Below are 23,180 nucleotides of genomic sequence, written 5' to 3' on the forward strand. Positions count from 1 at the left end.
ACCCCAAACCTTATTCTCTGTTATGTGCTTTAACTAAGTTGCTAGACTGCTGCGCCAGAATGCTGTGTAAGGTCTGCAATAACTCTTTGGTTGTGTATGGCTTCGGAATAAACTTTTTGATTCCTGGTATTTTGGTTAGTTTATCGCTAGCATTCAGACCACTAACAGCCACCACTTTGACTTGAGAATTCATTTTTTGCAAAGTGCTAATGGCAGTTGCCCCATCCATTGATGGCATCATCATATCCATCAAGACTAAGCTAATTTTAGCTTCATGTTGGGCATAAAGAGCGATCGCTTCAATGCCATTACTGGCTGTCATTACTTTGTAGTTGTAAGTTTCGAGGGAAATTTTGGTTGTTTCTAAAATTCCGCTTTCATCATCGACTACTAAAATTAATTCTCCGTTACCTTTGAGCAATTCTAAGTCTTCCCCTAGGGTCGTTTTTGCTACTTCCACGGCTGGTAAAAAGACTTTAAATTCTGTACCCTTACTAACTTGACTAGCCACCGTCACAAAACCACCATGACTTTGGATGATACCCCTGACGGTGGATAAACCTAAGCCTGTACCTTTGCCAAGTTCTTTAGTAGTAAAAAACGGCTCGAAAATTCTATCAATGATTTCTGAGGGCATTCCCACGCCTGTATCTGCAACAGTAATTACAATATAAGCACCAACACGGGCATCTAGATTCATACGTGCATACTGTTCATCGATGTAAATATTTTCCGCAGAAATGGTGATATTGCCACCGCTCGGCATAGCATCACGGGCATTGACTACTAAGTTCATCATTAATTGATGTAAGTGTGTTGCATCACCAATGACTGCCCAAAGTCCTGGTTGAATTTGCGTGGTCAATTCCAGGGATTTCGGGAAAGTTTCGTGGAAAATTTGCTGAATTTCAAAGAACAGATGACTGATTTGCACAATGGTACGCTGACCTTCCACACCGCGCGCAAACTGCAAGACTTGTTTAACTAAAGCAGCCCCCCGTTTAGAATTATTTTCTATGGTTTTCAACATTTGTTGATTGCGCTCATTGGTATCGGGCAGTTTCAATTGCAGAAGTTGTGCTGCTGTCAAAATGGGAGTCAATATATTATTGAGGTCATGAGCGATACCACTAGCTAAAGTGCCAATACTTTCTAGACGTTGGGCGCGGAGAATTTGACTTTCTAAATGTTTCTTTTCGGTAATATCAGTATTAACTGTTAAGATTGATTTTGGTTGACCGTTGCGATCGCGCATTAAAGTCCAACGGCTAGAAACAATCACATTTTTTCCTTGCTTGTTAATTTGCTTTAATTCCCCATGCCAAAAACCCGAATCAGCGATACCTGCATAAATACTTTGAATTTGCGATAAGCTATCTGGTGGATATAAAAGTTGGCTGACATCTTGACCAATTACTTCTGTTGCTGGCCAACCATATAAACTTTCAGCACCTTGATTCCAAAAACGAATTTGATTACCAAAATCTTTGACAATAATTGCATCGCTAGTAATATCTAACAAAGCAGCTTGTTCGCGGATTTTTTCTTCGACTTGTAAGCGTTCAGCAATTTCAGTTTCTAAACGTAAATTCTGTGCTTGCAGAGTTTTTGTGAGAGTTCTGAGTTTGAGATGCAGTTGAATTCTGGCTAATACTTCTTGATGTTGCAAGGGTTTAGTAAGGTAATCAACTGCACCCAATTCAAAGCCTTTAATTTTATCTACGGTTTCTGAAAGTGCTGTCATAAAAATGACAGGTATATCTTGCGTTTTTTCACTTGTTTTCAGATGACGGCAAGTTGCAAAACCGTCCATTCCCGGCATGAGTATATCTAACAATATTAAATCAGGTGGAGCATATTCGGCTCTGGCGATCGCACTTTCACCATCTTCCGCAATCAAAACCGTAAATCCGGCTTGACCTAAAAAATCAAACAGCATTTCTAAATTGATGGGAGTGTCGTCAACAATTAAAATGACACTGGATTTATGAAAATTATTTGTCATACAGCCTCAGAATACTTTTGGAGAAACTCCAATATTTGTTTCCCTTTAAAACCTTTAGCAAGTTGATATAAATACCTAGCAAAAGGTTGCAACTCCTCATCCATTTCTTCTAGTTTTATAGCCCGTTCAGCAATGCTTTTTAAATCACCCCGCATAGCTAAATCTAGCAAAATTGCTAATTCGCTTGCCGAAGGAGTCACAATAGGAGTCTGAGATGTCCAGTTTAAGATATTAGTTGAACTTTTGCTCGCCTGTTTTATATCTTTTATCTTACTTTTATCTTCGTATACCCATTCCAATCTCAAGTGAAGCTGTAACTTTTCTAAAAGTTCGGCTTTTTGAATTGGTTTCGGCAGAAAATCATCACACCCTACCTTGCGGCTTTCTTGTTGATTAAATTCAAAGACACTCGCTGAGACAGCGATTACTATCACTTCTTTAAAGTTTTGTAGCAATCTAAGACGACGAGTAGCTTCAAACCCATCCATTCCTGTCATTACCAAGTCCATAAAAATCAAATCTGGTTGAAAATCAGGAACTTTGTGAAGGCAATCTAACCCATCAGTTGCTTCGGCTACTGTAAAACCTAAAGGTTCTAAAATATTAACTAATACAGAGCGATTTGCCCATTTATCATCCACCACCATTATTTTGCGTTTAGCACCAGCAAAACCAATAATGTTAAGTTCGTTAACATTAACTTTTGTATGTTGCAAAACTTCTGGTAATTCTAAATCTAGCCAAAAAATACTGCCTTTCCCTAATTCACTGGTGACATATAAATCACTCCCCATCATCTGGACTAATTGACGACTAATCGCCAAACCTAATCCAGTTCCTTCTGTTTTTAAGCTATTGTCTCCTACTTGCTTAAAAGGTAAAAATATCTCTTCTAATTGCTCTGGGGCAATGCCAATGCCTGTATCTTCTACTTGAAATCTGATTTGGCAATTTGCTTCGTTAGAAATGGCTGGATTTGTTATCCATTTTTCATCCTGGTTTACATAGCCTACTTTAAAAGTGATGTTACCTTTGGCTGTAAACTTAACGGCATTACTGAGTAAATTCATTAAAACTTGGCGTAAACGTTTGTCATCAGCACAAACTCGACTAGGAAGAGGATCTAACGGTTGATAAATTAAGCTAATTCCCTTTTGTTCGGCTCTAATGCGACAAATTTCGACTATTCCTGCTAAAAAAGCTAGAAAATTAAAATCTTGTAAATAAAGCTCCATTTTTCGAGCTTCTATTTTGGAGATGTCTAAAATATCATTAATCAGTGTTAGTAGATGTTCACCACACTGATGGATAATATTTATGCCATTTTTTTGTTGAGCAGTTAAAGAGTTATCTGCTTGGAAGATTTGCGTATAACCCAAAATGCCATTGAGGGGGGTGCGGAGTTCATGACTCATGTTGGCAAGAAACTCACTTTTGGCACTATTGGCAGAGGCGGCTAACTCTTCAGCTTTTTGGCGATCTTTAATTTGTTGTTGTAATTGTAAATTTTTATCTTGTAATTGCAGAGTACGCTCTTCAACTTTTACTGCTAATGTTTTATTATACTCCTCTAACTCATTATAAAGTCGGGCATTTTCTAACGAAATTGCTGCCTGTGATGATAAGAGTTGTAAAATTTCTATCCTTTGAGGTGTAAATGCACCAGCAATTAATTTATTTTCTAAGTAAAGAATGCCAATGAGCTTGCCTTGATGAATAATCGGGCTACATAAAATAGATTTTGGTTGATGCTGAACAATATAACTATCTGTCGTAAATATTCCTTCACGACTCGCATCATTTAATACAATACTTTCTCTAGTCCGATATACATAATTAATAATATAGACAGATAATTGCTGACTTAATTCTCCAGGTGTTGACTGCTGTAAATTAATTTCCGATTTACCAAAACTACCAGAAGCTTCAATAAATAAATTACCTCCCCTCTCTAAAATTAAATATCCTGTTTCTGCGCCAGCATTTTCTAGGACAATTTGCATTAATTTTGCTAGCAACTTATCAAACACAATTTCCTCAGAAAGAGCTTGTGAAGCTTTGATAACTGTTGCTAAATCAAAAGATTCATGAATATTGGCCTTCAGAATGGGATTTTTTGCTAAGTTAGGTGTTGTTTGTGCTGACAGTCGAGAAAAAATTTGCGGATATGTTACTTCTAAATTCCGCAGTTTGGCTATTGCTCCCCATTTACCATAGCCATAGTAAGCATCAAGCAAATAAGTCTGCGCTACCTTGTCTTTACCGCACTCGAAATAAAATCTTGCTGCTAATTCATTAGCTAAAGCTTCTTCTTGAATGTATCCATACTCTCTAGCTCCGGCAATGGCTTTGTCATAATATTCCATTGCTTGCCAATAATGCCCTAAAACTCGTGCTTTTTCTGCCTCAACAAGTTCATATTTATGCTGAAAATTCATCGGCGCATTGTTAGCCCACACTTGCATCTTTTCTTGGTTATCATCCACCTTACCCAAGAGATGTTTTTGCTGTTCGTTTGATGTCAAATGGTAAATTGCTAGTTGTGCTAAAGAATCATAAAAATAAAATACTGGCACATCTAAAAATGCCTTTACACCATCTAAATACTGTTCTGCTTGTAAGGAATATTGTGCAGCTTGTTGATAACTACCAAATAAATAACAAAGAATTAGCTTGTTTAAATAAAAAAAATGGATTCCTGTTCTATCATTTGCTGTCTGGAGCAATGCTTTATACTCATTGTATACTTCATCTAATAAACAACATTGATTGGCATCAGTTTGTTGTAAACTAATTACTGCTTGATAAAAAATATTATTCCAAATAAAAGCATTTTCCTGTTTTAATTTAGATAAAACCTCACTAATGCTTGACATTTCTTTTGCCAAGCTTGGCAGTTCTTCTCCCATAAAATATAAATGCTGACACTTCTGAGCAGCAGCATAGCAAGCATATTCAAATTGACCATTTTCTAGACCAATAGAATAAGCATAATCTAAAAGTGGTATTGTTTCTTTAGTATGAACTTTGCCGTGCATTGTACATGATGCAGCTACAAAAAATATACTTGTTTTTAGTTCTAAAATATGCAGGTTTTCTACTAGATTTAAGGCTAATTTACCAAATTTATATGCTGAATCAATATCTTGAATAATACTGTTTAAAATTACTGCATAACAAACATAACCATAAGCTGAAAAAGGTGAATTTCCATAGTTTATCGATATATTCACCAGTTCACATATTACTAACGGAAACAATGTAGGAGCCGCTTGATAAGTAGGTGAACCCAGACTAGTTAGCATTCTGGCTATTGCTAGTTTGTCTATATCTGTCATTAACCCTAGATTAATTAAGTCTTCTATTTGCTTGTTAGCTAAATTTGTTTCTGTTTGATTAAGGCTTTGTTGAATATCTGACAAACTAGGCGATATAGGCAATCTAATATCTAGGAATTCTAGAGCTTGCAAACCAATTTTGACAGCTTCTAGCGGGCGCAGTTGGGCCATACAAGCTTGGATTTTTACCTCATATACTTTCATCTTTTGTAAGGGTATTTTTGCTTGTTGTAAAACAAGATTTACCCATTTATCCATTTGTGCAAAATCACGGTTAAGGTAGGCTAATTCTACTGCTAACTCATAAATTGATAGTGTTAGTTGATATTGCTTTTGCCAACTTTCTGAGTTTAATAACTTTAAGCCTTCTTTTAAATAGCGCATAGCCGACTCATAGGCGGCAGAGGTTTTCGCTTTCTGTGCAGCCATCAGGTTAAGTTCGACTAGCTGATATTTTTCTGAATCTGAGGTTAGTAAATCAAGACCATAATTTAGATGATTTACTAAATAAAATATGTTTTCTTTTCGCTCTTCTAAAGAAAATTTTTGCAGAAGTAACTGCCCAATTTTGAGGTGAGTTTTTCTTTTTTGAATATCAGGAATTAAAGAATAAGAAGCTTGCTGTACGCGGTCATGCAAAAATTTATAGTTAATTTTTTGCTGTGTTTCTTCTAATTTTTCACTAATAACTAAAGGTATTTTATAAGATGAGTTGATAGGTAAAACTAAACCTACCTCTAAAGCTTCCCATAATTCTTTAGCTGTTTCCGATAAAGATTTTTGGTTAACAATACTCAAAATATCTAAACTAAATTTATCGCCTATACAAGCTGCTAACTTTAAAACTTTTTGTGTCGATGACAATAGTTTTTGAATTTGATTCACCATCAATTCAACGACGTTATCAGTAATATCAATATTGCCCAATAGCTCAATATTCCACTCCCAACAACTTGTATCAAAATTAAAAAATAACAAGTTATCTTGATAAAGTGATTTAAGTAGCTGGGTGACAAAAAATGGATTACCCTGAGTTTTTTGGAATACTAAATCTGCTAGTTGTTGAGAGTTTGCTACACAACTACGAAGTGTATCGTTAACTAATTGCTGAATATGTGACGGTTTCAACGGCTGGAGAACAATATTATTGTAATTAACATCAGCTTTTTGTAATTCTTCTAAAATTAGTGCTAATTGATGAGTTGCATTTACCTCATTATCTCGATATGCTCCGATAATTAATAAATATTTGCTTTCTGAATCACTAATTAGTAGTTGAATTAATTTAAGAGAAGTGACATCTGCCCATTGTAAATCATCCAAAAAAATTACTAGGGGGTGTTGGGTTTGAGCAAAGATATGAATAAATTGTTGAAATAACCTATTAAAGCGGTTTTGTGCTTCATTAATTCCTAATTGTGGTATTTCTGGCTGAGTCCCAATAATTTTGGCAACATCAGGAATCACGTCAATAATAACTTTTCCATTTACCCCAACTGTTTCTAATATTTTTGTTTTCCAGTTAGCTATGTTTTCATCGCTTTCGGTTAATAGCTGACGAATTAATTCTTGAAAAGCTTGAATTAAAGAAGCATAAGGTATATTGCGTTTATATTGGTCAAACTTTCCTGAAATAAAATAACCATGCTTGCCGATGATAGGTTTATGAATTTCATTTACTAATGAAGATTTACCAATGCCTGAATAGCCACTAACTAGTACTAATTCGGCTGCACCAGAACTTACTCGCTCAAAGGCATTCATTAATTTACTAACTTCTTGCTCTCGACCATAAAGTTTTTGCGGAATAATAAATTGGCTAGATAAATCAAGTTGACCAACTACAAAATTTTCAATTTTATCCGTTGCTTGCAGTTGATGTAAGCATAATTGTAAATCTGCTTTTAAACCTAAAGCATTTTGATATCTTTCTTCCGCAGTTTTTGCTAATAATTTCATGACAATATCAGAAATTCCGAGTGGTATTTTATTATTTAATTCGTGTGGTGGAAGGGGAATTTTCGCAATATGTGAGTGAAGCAATTCTAATGGGTCAACCGCAATAAAGGGTCGTCTACCAGTTAGCATTTCGTAAAATGTCACGCCTAAGGAGTAAAAATCAGTTCGATAGTCTATGGAACGGTTCATTCTCCCAGTTTGCTCAGGTGACATATAAGCCAGGCTACCTTCTAGCAAATTGAGGTCTTGAATAATTTGATTTTCTCTAGATAGGCGTGATGCAATGCTAAAGTCAATAATTTTTATTTGATTTGTGTTGGGATTAATGAGGATATTATGAGGTTGAATGTCTTTATGAATAATATGATTTTGATGTAGCTGTGATATTGTTGTAGCTAATTGAATAGCTATTGGCAAAAAATCTTTGATTTCTAAATTATGTGTACTAATAATATCTTTAAGTGTATCTCCAGCAAAATCTTGCAAGATAAGTGAGACACGATTTTGGATAGTTTCTAAAGCTATTGGTTGAATTACGCCTTCTATTTGTAGGGATTGTAATATTTGATATTCGTTTTTGATGTGGGCAATTTGCTCTATAGAGGGATAATCAGCTTTGAGAGCTTTGATAATTACTGAGTTTTCTTCGGACTCTTTAAAAGCTTTATAAGTGCAGGTATTTATGCCATCAAAAATCATTTTGATGAATGTGTAATCGGCAAGTATGTTACTCATTTTATTTTAATCACTTGAGTGAGATTAATTTTTAAATCAGAGAGAAAAAGTTATTGCGGGATTAGCTAAATAGTTTTTGACAGTTGCATAAATGCGAGTTTAATTAGGATTTTTAATCAAAATTAAAGATTAATTCTTTGCGTCTCGCAAGAAACAAAATTTATATCGCTAATCAGCAATGCTTAATTCCTAAATGTTTATGATTGTTTGTCGCCTAGTTTTTCTAAGTTTAGGGTAGATAATGATACTTGCTCGACCACTATTATTTTAAAATTTTGTAATGCGAACTGCCGAATTTTAGTAGCTATTTTTTAAATGTTAATTCAATGTTAAATTTTACTGTGATTTAAATCGGAAAATATCATTAATTTCTGACATATTAATCAGAGTTAGGCTTAATTTTTGCTTAGAGAATAAAAAAGTAAAGTTTTACTGTAATATTGTTACAAAAACTTATATATAAGTAGAAAGGCGTAAAAAAACGAAGTATGTAACTAAAAGTAAAGTTGCCTCAAACCTTCTTTCCTCCTGCCTGCCCACCCCACAAAATGAATAACTGATTTCTTGGAAATCCCTAGGAGTCCCATAGTTCAATATAAATAGATTCTAAAACTGAAGCGGTAGTAACGTTTTTAACGCACTACCGCTTCGTTGACATTGTTATTGAGATGGGTGAATCCTGTTAAAATTGCTGACTTACCGCAATAAGCTGGCTAGTTTACTAGTTTACTCTGCGTTTCTGTCCAGTTGGTATGTCAGGGGTTGCTGATTATTTTGCACATTGTTAGAGGAATAATGGCCAATGACAAACACTGGTAAGGTTAAAGTTAACAGAGCGATCGCGGTTCCCACAATGTCTGCCATACGTTGGGAGTATGTATCGTTTGGGTTGGCAGACTGACTATTTGAATCCATACAAATTTGAAATTATTCAACTCACTTGATTGATGTTTTCTCTGAAAGAGAGCCTTAAGGCTATCTTAGCGATTTTTTCCTGGCTACTGTGTAGCAGTCAAAAATATGAACCACTTTGGCTAGTGTCATAACAATAATTTTATCTCCGACAATCTTGATACAAGGTTACAGGTGAACATTTCGGAATTGGCTAAGTGGTTAATATGTTACGCTTCGTTGCTATACAATGTCATCTTTGGGTTAAGCAATGGTTAATAAAAAGCATCAAAGAATACATTTTTTTTTACCCACATAGCTTAATTTTTAGCTTACTAAACAGAGATTTGCTAATATTGTAACATCTGAAAATATTTAGCCAATGCTGGTTTTCCAGATTCAGATGATTTTTATCGCCGTTTCTCCATACCGAAATAATACTGAACTAATTTAGGGTTTAATCTAGTTCACTAAGCTTGGCTGTACAGCAATTTCGGGTTAGTCAAATATAGGTAATCAGGCTGTTGTAACCATAAAATTTTTCCAAATTAGCACCTACATAACTACTTAAGTGAACGTTAGTTATACCATGTTCACCTGCAAAATGAAGTTGTTAACTTTGCATAATAGTGTTATGTAATATTACTTTGAGTTTGTCAATCTATATCTAGGTAGAGTGAGAATACCTGTGCGATCGCTCAATATTTTATATCTACGACTAATGGCTAATTTTTTATTTAAATCTGTCAAACGATATACTTAATATTAAGAATATAGATAATCTTCCATACAAATCAGGGCAATAAAAAACCGCCACTACATTAGGGCGGTTTGGTTAAGCAATCGGAGGGTATTTACAGATTACTTCGCTAATTGTGCTGTTGTTGTAGCAGAATTGGCACTTGCCTATTTAGCAAAATTGCAAAATAAACTAACCTTTACCATAAGCACTCATAGGTTCTTTGATGAATCGAATGTAAAGGTGTTTAAATGTTGATCTAATAACACGCGGCATCGCAAAATCAATTGGCATTAGTTTATCGGGTAAACGCCAATCTGTAATTTGTAATAAATCAGGATGTAAATTAGGAAACTCGATTTCAGCTAATTCAGGGCAAATATTTAGTCGTTGAGCAGCCGCAACAGTTGGAACTTGATGCGGTGGTACATTCAGCACTTCTAACATTGCCCTATCTAAAGCGAATACATTGGTAGCAGCAGCCAAAACGCCCAATTCCCGGGGTTCTCCAGCACTGGGGCCATTTCCTTCGTGGCCAATAATGCCATCCAAAATAGTTAAATCTGGGTTAATTGCCTTAGCTGTTTCGACTAACATTTCGCCAAAACGGTTAGCATCTTTTCCGGCTTCCATATGCCACCAAGCTTTCATTTTACCGGGAACACAACCAAACAAATTTTTTACGCCCAATGTTAAAGTTAGCTGCATATGTGATTTAACTTTGGGCAAATTAATAATCACATCAGCTTCCATTGCTTCTTTGCAAAGTAGCAGATGATTGAAATTTTCACTGACTGTTTGGTAACGCTTACCGTGAAATTCGCTGATTGAAAGATTGAGTTCTTCTATTAAAGGTAGATAGCCATTGGCAATTGCTACACCCCTAGCACTACCAAAAGCTGGACTATCCCCTAAAAAAGGTTTACCGCCTGCTGCAATTACCAATTTGGCAACTTCATAAACCAGTTCAGCGCGGGTAGTGCATTCTTTTGTCGGACGTGCGCCAGTTAGAAGGTTAGGCTTGAGTAATACTTTTTGTCCTGGTTTGACAAAAGCGGCTATTCCCCCAAGCGGTTCTAGCAAAGTAATTAAGGATTCCCGTAAAGCTTCGCTCTCGTATGAAGTAGCCCTGATTAAGCTGACAGAGGGTTTTTGAGTCTGCATGGGTAGATAATTGCGTTTAAGTGATTCAGTAATTGTAAGTGCTGTATCTATTTGCCAAAAGCAAGAATAACGAGCAGATTAGCACGTTAGGTTTGATGCCAATAATATTTTCGCCGAATTGAGTCTGAGCGATCGCACTCAAGCACTTGTCACCCCATCAAAAATTTGCAGTTTCTCGACCTCACATTTTGATAGGTTTAAAACCCAACATTCCGCTAGGGACAATTTAGGGTTAATTTTTTATTCTTAAGCTATCAACTTAATTTTGGTTGATACGAATATGAGGAGTGCAAGCAAAATACTTGGAATGGGGAAATCATATAATTCAACAAAAGATTACTTTTGTTAATTAAGAAGTTGTTACTTTAAGTAAATAGCGAATATTACACGATGGAGATATTCATTTATGAACTTTTTCAATCACGAAGAAAATTCTCAATTAATTGGATATAAAGTTATTCTTGAGCAATTGACTGTAAAAGAATGGAAACAACTTATTAGTAAAAATTTAATTAGCATAGATACAAAAGTATGCCAAGAAGGCTCTGACACTAGGTGGACTAGTGCCGGAAAAATTCCCAAACTTTCTAATTACTTTCGTAAGATAAATATTTTGGATTCATTAAATTCATTTTCCGATGCTATTAAATCAATTTTTAATGAATTAGATGAATTTTGTCAAACTCTTGTTGGAGAAAAGCTAATAATTCCAAATCAACTATATGAAACTTTGGAAGATTATTTAAATGAAGATACTGATGACGTAGCCTTAACTATTGGTAAAGTTAATGGTCAACCTGTATTTATTGTGTTGCTGATTTCAAAAGGGCAGCCACCTATTATTAAAGAGGAAATTCCAATTGATATTGATACTAGCCAATGGAGTAATCAAAGTATACGTAACTGGCCGGAAACAGGTTCTAGAAAGGCAAAGGTTTGGAATATAAAACGTTATAACTAATTGCTTTAGATGGAGAATATGCACTATGGATTTTTTAGATGATTTTTTCAATTTTATTGGAAATGCTTGGGATGAATTTAGTTATTGGTTGGATTCTGTTATTAGCAAAATAATTGATTCAGTCACAGGTTGGATAAAATCTATCCATAATCTTATTAAGCGAAATGATATTATTGTATCAACAGGGCCAGAAAGTTTTCGAGTTTCACAAAATGCACTTCAAGATGAATTGAAAAAAAACAATGTTCAGGTACAAGAAATGAATGATAGTAATAAAGCAGCAATATTAGATCAGCTTGTACTATCTGCGAAAAGAGAAAATGAGCATTCAGTACCTTTAACATTAAATGAAAGAGATAAATGGCAAAATTACACGTATAACAAGGCAAAAATGTATGTAGTAACGAATAAATAATTATGATTTTTTATTCCGAATAGTTAAGTAAGAGGATGTTTTAAAAGTATTGTTGTTAACATCAAAATCTGAAAAACCTAACCCCCCTAGCCCCTAACACTCACGAGCAATTAGGAGTTTCAAGGCCTCTCTCATTGTCGGGGAGAGGTTTGGAGAGTGGTTTTTAGTATTTTTCATGACTTTACAAACATCCTCTAAGATTATCTGAATAAATAACAGGTAACATCTACTTTGAGAAGAAATACCGAAAAATTATGTATCGTGGCTAAAAATACACAATCGAACTCGGTAGATTATATTGAGCTTAGGAAGACAGAATTTATGTGCTGAAAGTGGATGTAAGCTTATAAGCAGCTCAAGCTTTAATAAAAAATCTTGATTGCAGTGAATAGAAACAAATTTTCATATATGAGGTTCAAAAAATGAAATTTATTTCACTTTTCCCTACTGAACATAGTACTGAGATAGATAAATTTGTGAGAAAGCAACTAGAATACTATTTAAAAGATAATCAATATACACATATACTATTTGCTCCTTCAGTAAAAGACACAGAAATATTGATGAGAGGTGGTACGCAATTATCTTTGATTTCTAGAAAAAGCCCATTTTCACATCTTCGTAGTGATCTGCGAGAAATTAGCGTTTCAGGACATATTTCCAAAGAACAGGGTAATGAAATTCTGAAGGCCCTATTGAGTGAACCATTAAAAAATGAAAGAGTTGGAAGTACACTACATATTCATTTAGCAAATTATCATCCTATAGAAGGTGAAGACAATAATCCTATTTCAAGTACAGAAGAAAAAAGTGAGTTAAATTTGTTTGAGATAATTGAACCTCAAGCCACAATGGATGATTTGATACTACCAGAAGATTTAAAAAAAAGGATATTGAGAAATTTAATCATAATTAAACATCAGCACATTTTATTTGATCAATGGGGACTAAAAGATATTGCAGGATTTAAAAATAAATTAGCTGTGTCACTAAATTTGGTGGGTTTGCCAGGTACAGGTAAAACTTTTGCGGCTGAAGCCATAGCTAAAAAACTGAATAAGTCATTAATGGTTGTTAACTATGCTGGTTTAGAATCTAAGTATGTAGGTGATACTTCAAAACATATCAAGATCGTTTTTGAGGAAGCCTCAAAAAATGATGCTGTTTTATTTTTTGATGAAGCAGATTCTTTTTTGGGAAGACGTGTGGAAGATGTTCAGCAGTCCTATGATACTGCTGTCAATAACACCCGTTCGGTAATGCTGATAGAATTGGCTAAGTTTAATGGAGTAATTTTATTTGCTACAAATCTGGTATCTAATTATGACCCTGCTTTTCGCAGGCGCATATTAGATCATATTGAGTTTCCTTTGCCAGATGAAAAGGGTAGGGCAATAATTTTAGAGAAACATACGCCTACTAATTTACCAGGACACCAACAATTAGACTTTCAACTTTTGGCAGCAAAATCGGAGGGCTTTTCTGGTTCTGATCTAGCAAATGTAGTCTATAAGTCCTGCATTACTCTACTAGAAAAATTTGATCGTGGTTTGCAAGAAATTATATCTACAGAGGAATACTTGAAAGCAATTGATGAAGTTAAGCAGAGCCGAAGGTTGATTAGAGATTCAATCAGGCTAAAAGAAGTAACAGCGGATGAAATTTATGAAGAAATGTCGAAAGAAGAACAAGTCTCAACAAATTGAATGAATAATCTGTAAACACCGATCGCATTCCTTCAGATAGTTTGACAACAAGCGATCGCACCTCCAATAATCAGACTTTTGTAAAAGCGATCGCTTTAAGATATTGTCCAATCTTCTATTCTTAAATTAGAGATTTTGGCAAAATCTTTATCTAATCTGTCAAAGTATCGAGTTTAGCTAAAATTTTCAAACCTTCTTCTGCGCTACCAGTTACAGCCATTGCTTTAAATCTTGTCTGGGAATCAAATTCAGCTAAAGCTATTGTGGAGAGTTCTTCAATCAGTGTATTGACACTTATACCTTTAGCTTGAGCAAGTTCTTTCAATCTATTATGTTTATCGTCTGGTAAACGAATAGTTAAAGTTGCCATTTTTGTTTAACTCCTAATAATTTCTTCAGGCTTTAATATTGATAAGTTAGGAAATAGTTAAAAAACTCAAAAGCGATCGCCCTAAAATAAATATCAGCAATGTCAGGCGATCGCTTCTGATTAATTTAAGATTCTCTCTTGAGAGGTAAGATACCACTCATTTGTTCTAAATCTAATACTTCGGCTAATTGGGTTTCCGTCATCAGACCTTTTTCTAAAACAATCTGTCGCAAAGATTTACCACTGGCTAATGATTCTTTGGCAACATCAGCAGCATTTAGATAGCCAATGTGGGTATTCAATGCGGTTACTAAAGCCAAACTACCTTCCGCGTAGGCTAAACAACGTTCTTCGTTAGCCGTAATTCCCGCAATGCAACGTTCTGTCAGCACACTGATAGTATTACCCAGAATTTCGATACTGTGAATCAAGTTATAGGCAATCAATGGCATCATCACATTTAATTCTAATTGTCCCGCTTGGGCAGCAAAAGCGATCGCATTGTCGTAACCCATCACCTGAAAACACACCATTGATGTCATCTCTGCCATGACTGGGTTATATTTCCCGGGCATAATCGAAGAACCTGGTTGCACAGGCGGAAGTTGAATTTCTTTCAAGCCAGTTTTTGGGCCAGAGTCCATCAACCGCAAATCATGAGATATTTTGACTAAATCCTGTGCTAAGTTGCGTAAAGCACCAGAAACATTGACAAACGGAGCCATACTCTGCATTGCGGCCATTAAATGCGACGCAGGTTCTAAGGGCATATTGAGTAATTCCGAGAGAACTTCCACCACACGGGCGCGATATAAAGGATGAGTATTTAAACCTGTACCAGACGCGCTACCGCCTAAACCCAGCACCATCAAGTCTCCAGAGGCAGTATAAATCCGGTTTTGATGGTCTGTCAAAATTTGCGCCCAAGCACCAAAAGTATCACCCAAACGCACAGGTACAGCATCCTGCATGTGAGTTCTACCAGATTTGACGATGTTTTGAAATTCTACCGCTTTGTTTTCTAAGGCGGCGATCGCTTTATCTAAAGCTGGGTGTAATGTATGAGAAAGTGCTAATAAACCGCCAAGGCGAATCGCTGTTGGGATGACATCATTGGTAGACTGTCCGTAGTTCACATGGTCGTTAGGATTAACTCGTTTGTAATTACCCTTTTCATCACCGAGAATTTCTAACGCCCGATTTGCTAAAACTTCGTTAACATTCATGTGGTGCGAAGTTCCCGCACCAGCTTGATAAACATCTACCACAAATTGGTCACGCAACGCCCCAGCCAGGATTTCATCAGTGGCTTTGATAATTGCTTGACTAATCTCTGGGGAAATACAATCTAATTCCCCGTTAACAATTGCAGTAGCTTTTTTAATTAGTAAGCAAGCATCTACGTAAGTATTTAAGGGTTTAAGCCCACTAATTGGGAAATTTTCGGTAGCCCGTAGGGTTTGAATGCCGTAATAAACATTACTAGGAATTTGGCGATCGCCCATTGAGTCGCGCTCAATGCGAAAATTTATATTGTCAGTCATAGTATTGTCTGGATGATCTCGAAATACAGATCATGCCATGTAAATGACACCCACGCCCTTATTACTATGTACAATCTTCCAGTACACAATCAGTTGATTTAAGCTAACCTTGAGTTTAAATACGCGCAGGTAAATATTATGATTAAAACACCAACTCGCCAGATATCTTTAGAAGAATTTTTACAATTACCAGAAACTAAACCAGCCAGTGAATATATTGATGGTGAAATAATTCAAAAACCTATGCCACAAGGTAAACATAGCATACTTCAAGGTGAATTAGTTAATACAATTAACGGTGTAGCCAAACCTAAAAAGGCTGCATTTGCTTTTCCAGAATTACGCTGTACTTTTGGTGGACATTCCACGGTTCCAGATGTCGCGGTATTTGCTTGGAATCGGATTCCTGTAGATGAAAAAGGTAATATTGCCAACGTTTTTAATACGTATCCAGATTGGACAATTGAAATTCTCTCTCCTGAACAAAGTACAACCAAAGTTACCAAAAATATTTTACATTGTTTAAATCATGGTACTAGCTTAGGTTGGTTAATTGACCCAGAGGAATTGTGTGTTTTAGTTTATCCGCCTCACCAGCAAATTATATATTTAGAAAACGAAGAAGATATATTGCCAGTTCCCGATTTAGTCAGTGATTTACATTTGACATTGGGACAATTATTTGGTTGGTTAAAATTATAAATAGTTCCTCGACCTAAATCATGACGCTACCCAACTGGATTACTTTTTCTCGGCTTCTTGGTGTGCCATTTTTAGTTTATGGTTTGTACAATCCCACGCCGCAATCTAGATGGATATGCTTGACAATTTTTCTGATTGCTGCATCTACTGACTGGTTAGATGGATATTTAGCACGGAAACTCAACCAAATTAGTGATTTAGGTAAATTTTTAGATCCTTTAGTAGATAAATTTTTGGTACTTGCGCCGTTGATGGTGTTGATTGAATTGGGGAAAGTACCAGCATGGGGAGTGTTTTTGATTTTAGCGCGGGAATTAGCGATCGCAGGTTGGCGAGTTAATCAAACAAAAATTTCGGGGGCGAATATTTGGGGTAAACTGAAGACCGTGAGTCAAATAATTGCGATCGCACTTTTAATTGCACCTTTATCAGTAGAGTGGCAAACTTCATCATTAATTGCCTTTTGGATTTCTGTTGCTTTAACTTTAATATCGGGTGTAATTTATCTTTTACCACCAAAGGTTAGTAATGTTGAATAATATTTCAACGCAGAGGTACGCAAAGTTAGGCAGAATGTTTACTACGAATTAATGAAACATTGTGGACTTCTGCCAATGAGATAATCATCTTCTAAAATTGTCATTAAATATTGACCATAGCTACTTTTTGCCAGTGGTTCAATCAATTGCTGTAATTGAGAGACATCAATGTAGCCTTGAGTGTAAGCTATCTCTTCAATACAAGCTATCTTTAACCCTTGTCTTTCTTCTAAAGTTTGAATAAAACTAGCAGCTTGATGTAAAGATTCATGAGTTCCTGCATCTAACCAAGCATATCCTCTGCCTAAAAGCTCAACTCTTAATTTACCTTGCTTTAAATAAGCCATATTCACATCAGTAATTTCTAACTCATTACGAGCAGAAGGCTTAAGTTTAGCAGCAATATCTACCACTTGATCATCGTAAAAATATATCCCCGGAATTACATATTTAGACTTAGGCAATACAGGCTTTTCTTCTATACCTATTACCCAACCTCCCGCATCAAATTCAATTACTCCATACGCCCTTGGGTCTTTTACTTGATAACCGAATATCAGTCCGCCTTCTTTTAATTGGGAGGCTCTCATTAAAACTTCTATTAAACCATTACCATAAAAAATGTTGTCACCTAAAATTAAGCAAACTGGTTCATTGGCAATAAACTCTTTACCCAAAATAAAAGCCTGAGCTAATCCTTCTGGATAAGGCTGTTCAATATAACTAAACTGCAAACCCCACTGACTACCATCTTTTAAAAGTTGTTGCAACAAAGGTAAATCTTTGGGTGTAGAAATAATTAAAATTTCTCTAATTCCTGCCAACATTAACACAGACAAGGGATAATAAATCATTGGCTTGTCATAAATCGGCATTAGTTGTTTACTCACAACATTGGTAATTGGATAAAGACGTGTACCAAAGCCACCAGCTAAAATAATTCCTTTCATTTGGTTGTCCGATTTTCGTAGTTTTGTTTCAGCCAGTTCTGGTAAGCACCTGAACGTACTTGTTGCACCCAATTTGAATTATTCAAATACCATTGCACTGTTTTGAATAAACCACTATCAAAGTTTTCTTTTGGTTGCCAGCCTAATTCGCTACTAATTTTTGTACAATCAATTGCATACCTCCAATCATGACCAGGACGGTCAGCTACAAAAGTTATCAAGTCAGCATAAGAAGTAGATTGAGGAGCTAATTCATCAAGAATGGTGCATATTTTTTTAACTACTCTTAAATTAGTTTGTTCATTCATTCCGCCAATATTATAAGTTTCCCCAATTTTGCCATTTTGCAGAACCAGATAAATAGCTTCACAATGGTCAATCACATAAAGCCAATCTCGAATGTTTTGACCATCACCATATATTGGTAGAGGTTTGCCATCCAAAGCATTCAGGATAGTCAAAGGTATCAGTTTTTCAGGGAATTGTCTTGGCCCATAATTATTCGAGCAATTTGTTGTTAAAGTCGGCAACCCGTAAGTGTGATAGTAAGCTCTGACAAAATGATCTGAGGCTGCTTTAGATGCTGCATAAGGACTATTAGGTGCATAGGGCGTATCTTCTCGAAAAGCTGGGTCTTGCACCTTCAGTGAGCCGTATACTTCATCTGTAGATACGTGAATGAAGCGAAAGTTTTGCTGGTTTTGCAGCGAGAGTTTCTGCCAATAAAATCGAGTTGCTTCCAGTAAATTAAAAGTTCCAACTACATTAGTTTGAATAAAAGACTGGGGACTAAATATAGACCGATCAACATGAGTTTCGGCAGCAAAATTAATAATTGCCTGAGGTTGATACTTATCTAGTAAATAACTAACTAGTTCAATGTTACCAATATCTCCCTGGACAAAATGATAATTTATATCATCTTTGATTTCTCCTAAATTATCTAAATTACTTGCATAGGTTAATTTATCTAAATTAATAATATTAATCCAATTATTTCTTCGTGCTACAAGCGTAAAGTTAGCACCGATAAATCCTGCACCACCTGTTACCAATACTGTCTGCATAATATTTCATCTATAATTAAAATCAATTCAACAATCTATGAATAAACTTAATTAGCACTAGCCTAAATCCATACTTGTTTTTAAACCATCATTAGGATGCTACTTTATGTATCAAACAGACCCACCTCGCCCTGCAAAAGAAACTTTACCTACAATGTATGATCTCAAGAGTGAAGATCCACAGGAGCCAGGCTTGCCCGACCAATTTCATCTTTGGCAACCCCGCCTTTTAGAAGACACTTTCTTGCTTCCCAACTACCCATCTGAACAAGTATTTGTTGCTAGCGATTTAAATCTCTACTACGACCTGCACCATCCATTATGGTATAAACGCCCAGACTGGTTCGCGGTTTTGGGTATATCTCATCTCTATGAACAAAAAGATTTACGTTTAAGTTACGTAATTTGGCAAGAAGGTGTCGCACCTTTTGTTGTAGTTGAATTATTATCTCCTGGGACAGAAAAAGAAGATTTAGGACAAACTCTAAGAGAGGTTAACCAACCGCCCACGAAATGGGAAGTTTATGAACGGATTTTACGAGTTCCTTACTATATTGTCTTCGACCGCTACACTGACAAATTACAAGCATTTCAACTGGTTGCAGACCGCTACAGTGAAATAGATTTAACTACACCAAGAATTTGGATGCCTAGTTTGCAGTTGGGGTTAGGACTTTGGCAAGGAACTTATCAAGGAATTGAACGGTTATGGTTGCGCTGGTATGATGCCTCGGGAAATTGGGTTCCTACTCCTGTAGAGCAGGAAAACCAGAAGGTTGAGAGATTAGCTGCCAAGCTAAGAGAGTTGGGAATTGACCCCAACCAAATATAAATTTCTAGACAGATTGTAAAATTTCTTCGTCTACAGAAAAATCAATTTCCTTCTGATCTCGACCACTAGCGAGATAATCATTTTGGAAGGAATCTGCAAGTCCAGAAACTAAATCATACTCAGGCTGCCAATTTAATTCGATTTGAGCTTTATTTACCGACGCGAAGAAATGTTGCACGCGCATCGGAAAAGCTTTGCGCTTGCCAAAATCAAATTTTTTCGGGTCGTAGTGAACTATTTTGAGTGCATCAGGTGATTTGCCAGCCGAAGCCGCACAAGCACGAGCTAAACCATCAAATGTAACAAAGCGATCGCCTGAGATATTATAAATCTGTCCAACTGCTGTTTGATTACCCACAACCAAAGACATAGCTGTTGCCAAATCTTTGACATGACCAAATTGGGTAATGTGTAAACCGTTACCGGGGATAGCAATTGGGCGATCGCGCACAATTCTATCAAAAAACCAACTTTCTAAATCATTGTAATTTTGTGGCCCATAAATATAAGTTGGGCGAATAGAGGTAAAAGGTAAGCCTTTTTCCGCTAAGTAAGCTTCCGTTTCATATTTACCCTTATGCCGACTTTTCGGGTCGATTGCATCCCCTTCCACATGGGGTAATTGGTCAGATTTAAGATATACCCCTGCCGAACTCATATAAACAAAATGTTGCACCCGCCCGGCAAAAATTTCTGCTAAAGGCTGAGTATCACTTAATTCTCGACCATTATTGTCAAAAATAATGTCAAAATTTTCTTGTGATAATTTTTCCTTTAGCTGTGTTGCATCCGTGCGATCGCCTATAATTTGTCCTACTCCTGGCGGTACAGCACGATTACCACGATTGAACAGTACCACCTCATGCCCTTGTTCTAAAAGTATCTGAGTTAGGTAAACACCAATGAACCTAGTGCCACCCATAATCAAAATTCGCATAAATTCCCCTGTTATATCTAATGGAGAGGTTAGAGGTTAGGAAGTTAAAAGTAAAAAGGCGAAAGTTAAAAAAAGAGTCTTTTAGCTTTTGACTTTTGATTTTTGACTTTATGAGTCCCCACTCCCCACCTAGAGGTTATCAGGTTGCTGATCCCACTGGAACCTCTTGCCACAGAATTACGTCTGGGGTTGAATCTGGGACGCTTCCTCACAATTTGCCTAATGTATTTTCCACCTATTCAACTTAGCTGTGTCCTTGAAATATGCTCTGGTTCATGAGTGGCTGACACCTAAAGCCACTGGCGGTTCAGAACTAGTTGTACAAGAAATTCTGAATCATCTTGATGCTGATTTATATGCTCTGATTGACTTTGAATCCAGCAACCCGGAAAGTTACTTGTACAAGCGTCAAATTGGTAAGACCTTTTTGCAACACTTTCCGGCAGCCCGTAATGGAGTGCAAAAATATTTACCCTTGTTACCTTTGGCGATTGAACAACTAGATTTACGCCAATATGACGTAATTTTGTCATCGTCTCATGCCGTAGCTAAAGGCATCCTCACCACTCCAGACCAGTTGCATATTTGCTACTGCCATAGTCCTATGCGTTATGCTTGGGACTTGACTTTTGATTATCTCAATCACAGCAAATTAGGCCGTGGTTTACCAGGTTGGTTTACAAGATATCTGTTACATAGGCTGCGTCAGTGGGATGTCTTAAGTGCTAATCGCGTTGATTACTTTATTGCTAATTCACAGCACACAGCTAAAAGAATTTGGCGTTGCTATCGACGGGAAGCGGCAGTAATTTATCCTCCTGTGAATATCGAAGCCTTTCCTCTTTTTCTCCAAAAAGAGGATTTTTACTTAACTGTTTCCCGGTTAGTCAGTTACAAACAGGTATCTTTAATTGTCCAAGCGTTTAATAAATTGCAGCTACCATTGGTAATAATTGGCACAGGTTCAGAGATGGAAAAAATTCGCAAAATAGCCAATCCTAACATTAAAATATTGGGTTGGCAGCCTGACGATGTAGTAAAACAATATATGGCAAAAGCCAGGGCATTTGTTTACGCCGCTTGTGAGGACTTTGGCATTGCTTTAGTAGAAGCACAAGCTTGTGGGACTCCAGTGATTGCTTATGGTGCAGGGGGAGCCTTAGAGACAGTCCAGGATGTGCGATTGCATCCCGATCAAGGAACAGGTATCTTCTTTCAAGAGCAAACAGCAGCAGCCTTGACAGCAGCAGTAGAAAAATTTGAGACTTATCTAAATGTCTTTAATCCTGAATATTTGCGATCGCACGCTGCCAAGTTTTCATCGCCAGTTTTTGCCCAAAGCTATCTCAACTTTCTCAACCAGTGTCAAAAAACCAGGCCATACTTAGAGTAATGGCCGAAATTTGTGTGCTGAAATTGTGTATGCTTTTGGAACTTCCCTCCAGAAGCACCTCATTTTGGCTTTAAGATTGGGACTATGTGTGGTGTGGATTATTAAGGAGTATGATGACTGCCCAGAGCTCACTCCTCTCCGGCAAGCGAAGCCTACGGCAAGACGCTAGTTCGTCTACGCGTACTTTTTTAAAACGTAGTAAAAAAACAAAGACACCTAAAGTCAAATCTAGAGGTTTGTCTTTTCAGGCTTTAAACGGAGAGTTTGCCAAGCGACTGTTCGATATAGGATTTTCGCTATCAGTATTAGTCTTGTTCTTTCCGCTTTACTTAATTTTGGCTTTGCTGATTGCTTTGAGTTCACAAGGCCCGATTTTTTATGTCCAAGAACGGGTAGGTAAAAACTACAAACGCTTCAATTGTATAAAATTCCGCACAATGGTGAGCAACGCCGACGAGATCCTCGTGCAGATGATGGAAACCTCACCGCAAATGCGACAAGAATTTGAAAGCAGTTTCAAGCTCAAACATGACCCCAGAATTACCAAAATTGGCAGATTCTTACGGATTACTAGTCTGGACGAGTTTCCCCAGTTTTGGAATGTTCTCATGGGAGATATGAGTGTTGTAGGGCCTCGACCATTGGTCGCAGAAGAACTACCAAAATACGGTAATCATATCGACCAAGTATTAACAATTCGTCCCGGAATCACTGGATTGTGGCAAGTGTCAGGGCGTAATGATATTCCTTACCCCCGCAGAGTCCAAATAGACTTGCACTATGTCAAATTTAGAAATTTTTGGCTTGACCTGTGGATAATACTGAAAACGATTGATGTGGTCATTATGCCTAAAAATAACGGAGCTTACTGAAAAAACATCAACGTTATTTGACTATGGGGGTAGTAAATACCCCTAAAAAATTTTTAATTTT

At 36.5% G+C, this 23,180-nt stretch carries 17 protein-coding genes; 8 read left to right on the top strand and 9 right to left on the bottom strand.

Annotation, left to right across the window (positions count from 1 at the left end):
• Positions 1–10: 10 nt before the first annotated feature.
• The 4 genes from H6G69_RS09775 to H6G69_RS09790 form a co-directional block, all read right to left on the bottom strand.
• Complete coding sequence (locus H6G69_RS09775) at positions 11–2,005, bottom strand: response regulator (RefSeq protein ID WP_190685214.1); 1,995 nt, start codon at positions 2,003–2,005, stop codon at positions 11–13.
• Positions 2,002–8,037, bottom strand: coding sequence for a hybrid sensor histidine kinase/response regulator (locus tag H6G69_RS09780; protein ID WP_190685217.1), 6,036 nt, complete (start codon positions 8,035–8,037; stop codon positions 2,002–2,004). Before H6G69_RS09780 ends, H6G69_RS09775 begins: the two co-directional genes overlap by 4 nt.
• Positions 8,038–8,763: 726 nt before the next feature.
• Positions 8,764–8,952 carry a hypothetical protein gene (locus tag H6G69_RS09785; protein WP_190685220.1) on the bottom strand — a complete coding sequence of 63 codons (189 nt, stop codon included), beginning with the start codon at positions 8,950–8,952 and terminating at the stop codon, positions 8,764–8,766.
• Positions 8,953–9,859: 907 nt separating this feature from the next.
• Complete coding sequence (locus tag H6G69_RS09790) at positions 9,860–10,831, bottom strand: DUF362 domain-containing protein (RefSeq protein ID WP_190685223.1); 972 nt, start codon at positions 10,829–10,831, stop codon at positions 9,860–9,862.
• Positions 10,832–11,237: 406 nt separating this feature from the next.
• On the opposite strand from H6G69_RS09790, the gene H6G69_RS09795 reads away from it, so the two are divergent.
• The 3 genes from H6G69_RS09795 to H6G69_RS09805 all read left to right on the top strand — a co-directional run bounded on the left by H6G69_RS09795 (position 11,238) and on the right by H6G69_RS09805 (position 13,913).
• On the top strand, positions 11,238–11,792 hold the full coding sequence (locus H6G69_RS09795) for a hypothetical protein (protein WP_190685226.1): 555 nt from the start codon (positions 11,238–11,240) through the stop codon (positions 11,790–11,792).
• Between the two features lie 25 nt (positions 11,793–11,817).
• The gene (locus tag H6G69_RS09800; protein WP_190685228.1) at positions 11,818–12,207 is read left to right on the top strand and encodes a hypothetical protein; all 390 of its coding nucleotides are present in this window, start codon (positions 11,818–11,820) and stop codon (positions 12,205–12,207) included.
• A gap of 422 nt (positions 12,208–12,629) precedes the next feature.
• Positions 12,630–13,913 (top strand): ATP-binding protein, encoded by a 1,284-nt coding sequence (locus H6G69_RS09805; RefSeq protein ID WP_190685231.1) that lies wholly within the window; start codon positions 12,630–12,632, stop codon positions 13,911–13,913.
• A gap of 151 nt (positions 13,914–14,064) precedes the next feature.
• On the opposite strand, the gene H6G69_RS09810 is transcribed toward H6G69_RS09805, so the two are convergent.
• Positions 14,065–14,283, bottom strand: coding sequence for a toxin-antitoxin system HicB family antitoxin (locus H6G69_RS09810; protein WP_190685235.1), 219 nt, complete (start codon positions 14,281–14,283; stop codon positions 14,065–14,067).
• Between the two features lie 125 nt (positions 14,284–14,408).
• Entirely contained in the window at positions 14,409–15,827 is a 1,419-nt protein-coding gene (locus tag H6G69_RS09815) for an aspartate ammonia-lyase (RefSeq protein ID WP_190685238.1), read from the bottom strand.
• Between the two features lie 138 nt (positions 15,828–15,965).
• On the opposite strand from H6G69_RS09815, the gene H6G69_RS09820 reads away from it, so the two are divergent.
• Positions 15,966–16,529 (top strand): Uma2 family endonuclease, encoded by a 564-nt coding sequence (locus H6G69_RS09820; protein WP_190685241.1) that lies wholly within the window; start codon positions 15,966–15,968, stop codon positions 16,527–16,529.
• Between the two features lie 20 nt (positions 16,530–16,549).
• Positions 16,550–17,068: a CDP-diacylglycerol--glycerol-3-phosphate 3-phosphatidyltransferase gene (gene pgsA, locus H6G69_RS09825; RefSeq protein WP_190685244.1), complete on the top strand. Its 519-nt coding sequence runs from the start codon at positions 16,550–16,552 to the stop codon at positions 17,066–17,068.
• A gap of 41 nt (positions 17,069–17,109) precedes the next feature.
• Here pgsA and rfbA read toward each other — a convergent pair whose 3' ends face one another.
• Together rfbA and rfbB are read right to left on the bottom strand one after the other, a co-directional pair.
• A complete protein-coding gene (gene rfbA, locus H6G69_RS09830) occupies positions 17,110–18,018 on the bottom strand; it encodes a glucose-1-phosphate thymidylyltransferase RfbA (RefSeq protein ID WP_190685247.1) in 909 nt (302 codons plus the stop codon).
• Positions 18,015–19,085, bottom strand: a complete 1,071-nt coding sequence (rfbB, locus tag H6G69_RS09835) for a dTDP-glucose 4,6-dehydratase (RefSeq protein ID WP_190685250.1) — start codon at positions 19,083–19,085, stop codon at positions 18,015–18,017. Before rfbB ends, rfbA begins: the two co-directional genes overlap by 4 nt.
• A gap of 106 nt (positions 19,086–19,191) precedes the next feature.
• On the opposite strand from rfbB, the gene H6G69_RS09840 reads away from it, so the two are divergent.
• Positions 19,192–19,917, top strand: a complete 726-nt coding sequence (locus H6G69_RS09840) for a Uma2 family endonuclease (RefSeq protein WP_190685253.1) — start codon at positions 19,192–19,194, stop codon at positions 19,915–19,917.
• Positions 19,918–19,921: 4 nt separating this feature from the next.
• On the opposite strand, the gene H6G69_RS09845 is transcribed toward H6G69_RS09840, so the two are convergent.
• A complete protein-coding gene (locus H6G69_RS09845) occupies positions 19,922–20,854 on the bottom strand; it encodes an NAD-dependent epimerase/dehydratase family protein (RefSeq protein WP_190685256.1) in 933 nt (310 codons plus the stop codon).
• Between the two features lie 250 nt (positions 20,855–21,104).
• On the opposite strand from H6G69_RS09845, the gene H6G69_RS09850 reads away from it, so the two are divergent.
• Complete coding sequence (locus H6G69_RS09850; protein ID WP_190685258.1) at positions 21,105–22,247, top strand: glycosyltransferase; 1,143 nt, start codon at positions 21,105–21,107, stop codon at positions 22,245–22,247.
• 113 nt (positions 22,248–22,360) lie between these two features.
• Positions 22,361–23,119 (top strand): sugar transferase, encoded by a 759-nt coding sequence (locus H6G69_RS09855; protein WP_190685365.1) that lies wholly within the window; start codon positions 22,361–22,363, stop codon positions 23,117–23,119.
• Positions 23,120–23,180 lie beyond the last annotated feature (61 nt).

The sequence above is a fragment of the Nostoc sp. FACHB-110 genome, from assembly GCF_014697425.1.
Classification (GTDB): domain Bacteria; phylum Cyanobacteriota; class Cyanobacteriia; order Cyanobacteriales; family Nostocaceae; genus Nostoc_B.

What these genes read in the sequence shown, in the direction of transcription:
- H6G69_RS09775 (WP_190685214.1), bottom strand. Translation starts at nt 2,005, where the DNA reads ATGACAAATAATTTTCATAAATCCAGTGTCATTTTAATTGTTGACGAC.
- H6G69_RS09780 (WP_190685217.1), bottom strand. Translation starts at nt 8,037, where the DNA reads ATGAGTAACATACTTGCCGATTACACATTCATCAAAATGATTTTTGAT.
- H6G69_RS09785 (WP_190685220.1), bottom strand. Translation starts at nt 8,952, where the DNA reads ATGGATTCAAATAGTCAGTCTGCCAACCCAAACGATACATACTCCCAA.
- H6G69_RS09790 (WP_190685223.1), bottom strand. Translation starts at nt 10,831, where the DNA reads ATGCAGACTCAAAAACCCTCTGTCAGCTTAATCAGGGCTACTTCATAC.
- H6G69_RS09795 (WP_190685226.1), top strand. Translation starts at nt 11,238, where the DNA reads ATGAACTTTTTCAATCACGAAGAAAATTCTCAATTAATTGGATATAAA.
- H6G69_RS09800 (WP_190685228.1), top strand. Translation starts at nt 11,818, where the DNA reads ATGGATTTTTTAGATGATTTTTTCAATTTTATTGGAAATGCTTGGGAT.
- H6G69_RS09805 (WP_190685231.1), top strand. Translation starts at nt 12,630, where the DNA reads ATGAAATTTATTTCACTTTTCCCTACTGAACATAGTACTGAGATAGAT.
- H6G69_RS09810 (WP_190685235.1), bottom strand. Translation starts at nt 14,283, where the DNA reads ATGGCAACTTTAACTATTCGTTTACCAGACGATAAACATAATAGATTG.
- H6G69_RS09815 (WP_190685238.1), bottom strand. Translation starts at nt 15,827, where the DNA reads ATGACTGACAATATAAATTTTCGCATTGAGCGCGACTCAATGGGCGAT.
- H6G69_RS09820 (WP_190685241.1), top strand. Translation starts at nt 15,966, where the DNA reads ATGATTAAAACACCAACTCGCCAGATATCTTTAGAAGAATTTTTACAA.
- pgsA (WP_190685244.1), top strand. Translation starts at nt 16,550, where the DNA reads ATGACGCTACCCAACTGGATTACTTTTTCTCGGCTTCTTGGTGTGCCA.
- rfbA (WP_190685247.1), bottom strand. Translation starts at nt 18,018, where the DNA reads ATGAAAGGAATTATTTTAGCTGGTGGCTTTGGTACACGTCTTTATCCA.
- rfbB (WP_190685250.1), bottom strand. Translation starts at nt 19,085, where the DNA reads ATGCAGACAGTATTGGTAACAGGTGGTGCAGGATTTATCGGTGCTAAC.
- H6G69_RS09840 (WP_190685253.1), top strand. Translation starts at nt 19,192, where the DNA reads ATGTATCAAACAGACCCACCTCGCCCTGCAAAAGAAACTTTACCTACA.
- H6G69_RS09845 (WP_190685256.1), bottom strand. Translation starts at nt 20,854, where the DNA reads ATGCGAATTTTGATTATGGGTGGCACTAGGTTCATTGGTGTTTACCTA.
- H6G69_RS09855 (WP_190685365.1), top strand. Translation starts at nt 22,361, where the DNA reads ATGACTGCCCAGAGCTCACTCCTCTCCGGCAAGCGAAGCCTACGGCAA.